Annotated in this window: 3 protein-coding genes; all 3 read left to right on the top strand. The window is 53.6% G+C overall.

Going from position 1 to position 3213, the window contains the following annotated elements; all coding sequences use genetic code 11:
* The first annotated feature begins 55 nt into the window (after positions 1–55).
* The 3 genes from HKN88_06885 to HKN88_06875 are packed head-to-tail and all read left to right on the top strand — an operon-like array spanning position 56 to position 2983.
* Complete coding sequence (locus HKN88_06885; GenBank protein ID NNC97783.1) at positions 56–538, top strand: DUF4399 domain-containing protein; 483 nt, start codon at positions 56–58, stop codon at positions 536–538.
* Between the two features lie 38 nt (positions 539–576).
* A complete protein-coding gene (locus HKN88_06880) occupies positions 577–1275 on the top strand; it encodes a VIT family protein (protein ID NNC97782.1) in 699 nt (232 codons plus the stop codon).
* A 58-nt stretch (positions 1276–1333) separates the two neighbouring features.
* The gene (locus tag HKN88_06875; GenBank protein NNC97781.1) at positions 1334–2983 is read left to right on the top strand and encodes an NAD(P)/FAD-dependent oxidoreductase; all 1650 of its coding nucleotides are present in this window, start codon (positions 1334–1336) and stop codon (positions 2981–2983) included.
* Positions 2984–3213: the final 230 nt, after the last annotated feature.

The following is a 3213-nucleotide window of genomic DNA, read 5'->3' as shown; positions in this document are numbered from 1 at the left end:
GATCAAGACAAGCTCACGCCTGAATGTTAAGCTGTAAAATCATTGTCGAACCTGAATGGCTGCTTTGCTTATGTCTACTGTTTTACGATATTTGTCACTTGTCATGACCTGCGCTGTGCTTTTTGCTTGCGATGTTGCGAGCGAAAATACTCAAGCCGAAAACACCGAACATACCAACATCCCTGAACATTCGGACAAAGCTATTACGGCATATATCATCAGCCCGTCGGATGGAGCCACCGTGACGTCCCCGCTGCGGGTGATCTTTGGTTTGCAAGGCATGGGGGTAGCCCCGGCGGGCAGCAACATCGAGAATACCGGGCACCACCACTTACTCATCGATGTGGATGAACTGCCCGACCTGAGCATGCCTTTGCCGGCGACCGCTAATTTAGTACATTTTGGCAAGGGTCAAACCGAAACCCTCCTCGAATTGGCGCCGGGCACACACACTTTGCAATTGTTACTGGGCAATTACGCCCATATCCCGCACTCGACTCCGGTGCTGTCTGAAAAGATCACCATCACGGTAAAATGATCCTTCCCAGAATACACACTCTTTCGAATTAAACTAATATGACAGAAACTATCCATCATGAAATACATCGCGTGCATCGCACTGGCTGGTTACGCGCCGCGGTGCTGGGTGCCAACGACGGCATTGTGTCCACCGCGAGTTTGATCCTGGGGGTGGCCGCCGCCAACGCGTCCACCCAAACGGTGCTGATCGCGGGCACCGCCGGACTGGTCGCGGGGGCGATGAGTATGGCAGCCGGGGAATACGTCTCGGTCAGTTCGCAAGCCGATATTGAAAAAGCCGATCTGGCCAAGGAGGCTTATGAACTGGAACACAATCCCGAATACGAACGCCAGGAACTGAAACTGATCTATATACATCGCGGCTTGAGTGACGAACTCGCCGACCAGGTTGCTACCCAATTGACCGAACACGACGCCATCGGCGCGCATGCCCGCGACGAGCTGGGTATCATGGACATGACCGCCGCGCGACCCATGCAAGCAGCCATCACCTCGGCCCTGGCGTTTTCCCTGGGCGCGGCCTTACCCTTACTGGTGGCCGCCTTGAGCAAAGTTGAACAGATTGCCTTGAGCGTACCGCTCGCTTCATTGGCCTCCCTGGCCGGACTGGGTTTGCTGGCCGCCAAACTTGGTGATGCGGGGGTGACCCGCAGTATTGCCCGCATCACCTTCTGGGGCGGTGGCGCGATGTTACTGACCCATTGGGTCGGCAAACTGGTGGGAACGATTCTTTAAAGCCAAGAGCTTTAAGACATAAACAATAAAGCCAAGAACTTTAAGACATAAAACAAAAATGCCAAGAACTGTAGTGCCAACAACTTCATTGCCTGCAAATACAAGCGACGACGTCATCGTGATCGGTGGCGGGCATAACGGCCTGGTGTGTGCGTTTTATCTGGCCAAGGCCGGCGCCAAGGTCACCGTCCTGGAACGTGGCGAGCAAGTGGGCGGAGCCGCCATCACCGAAGAGTTTCATCCGGGCTTTAAAAATTCGGTGGCTTCGTACACGGTGTCCTTACTCAATCCCAAAGTCATCACCGACATGGACCTGCATCGCCATGGTTTGAAAATTTTGGAGCGCAAGGTCAATAACTTCTGGCCGCATCAGCATAATGGCAAGCATGACTTCCTGGCCTTTGCGGTGGGTTTCGAGCATTTAAAAAAAGAGATCGCCCGTTATTCGCAACACGACGCCGACAATCTCGAGCGATATTTTGCCGACATCGAACTGGTCGCGAACCTGATCCGGGATCAGTTACTCAAAACCCCGCCGAATGCCGGCGGCGGTCTCAAAGACGTACTCAAACTCATCGCCTTAGGCAATCGCACGCGAAAATTGACGACCGAACAAAAAACCGTGCTCATGGACATTTTCACCAAAAGTGTGGCCGACTTTTTGTCATTGTATTTCGAGAACGAATTTGTCAAAGGCGCCTTCGCGTTTGACGGCATTGTCGGCACCTACGCGTCACCGCACACCCCGGGCACAGCGTATGTATTAATGCATCACGCCTTTGGCGAAGTGAATGGCAAACAAGGTGTGTGGGGTCACGCGGTGGGCGGCATGGGGGCGATCACCCAGGCGATGCAAAAAGCCTGCCAACAACAGGGGGTTGAGATCGTATTAAAGGCCGAGGTCAGCAAAGTGTTAAGCGCCAACGGCTATGCCACCGGTGTGGAATTGTGCGACGGTCAACAGATCATGGCCCGCACCCTGGCCGCGAATGTCAATCCAAGTTTGTTGTTCGACAAACTGGTGGATGCGTCCGTGCTACCCGAATCTTTCACCCGCAGGATCAAACATTACAAAAACGCTTCGGGCACCTTTCGCATGAATGTGGCCTTGGACAAGTTACCGAGTTTTAGCTGTTTGCAAGAACAGGACCGAGCGAGTACGCAACATCTCACCGGCGGCATTGTCATCGGCCCGACTCTGGATTATCTGGACCAGGCCTACCTCGACGCCCGCCAACACGGCTGGTCAAAACAACCGGTGGTGGAAATGCTCATCCCCTCGACCCTCGACGATTCCCTGGCCCCGCCCGGACAACACGTCGCCAGTTTGTTCTGCCAACAGTTTGAACCCGATGTTGACGGTGATATCGACAATTGGGACACCCATCGCGACGCGGCCGTGGAAACGATTCTGAATTGCGTGGAAGCACACGCGCCGGGATTCAAAGCCTCGATCGTCGGCATGCAGGTCTTGAGTCCACTGGATCTGGAAAGAAAAATTGGACTCACTAAAGGCGACATCATGCACGGGGTTTTAAGCCTGGACCAAATGTACTCCAGCCGACCCATGCTCGGCTACGGCACCTACCGCAGCCCGATCAAAGGCCTGTATCTCTGCGGCTCCGGCACCCACCCCGGCGGCGGCGTCACCGGCGTCCCCGGCCACAACGCCGCGCATGAGATGTTGAAAGATAAATTGTGGAAGTGACAGCAAGTGATCCGAATTCCTGAACTTGATTCAGGATCTCAAAAGCCTAACCAATGAGACCCTCGATAGCGACTTTGTCACTTCAAGGGATTCGACTTAATGAATTCCTGAACTTGATTCAGGATCTCAAAAGCCTAACCAATGAGACCCTCGATAACTGTTGTACAGTTTCAAGGGATTCGATTTATCTGAATTCCTGAACTCGATTCAGGATCTCAAATAGCATAACT

Source organism: Gammaproteobacteria bacterium, assembly GCA_013001575.1.
Lineage (GTDB): Bacteria > Pseudomonadota > Gammaproteobacteria > Steroidobacterales > JABDMI01 > JABDMI01.
This window is presented reverse-complemented; position numbering and strand designations above follow the sequence as displayed.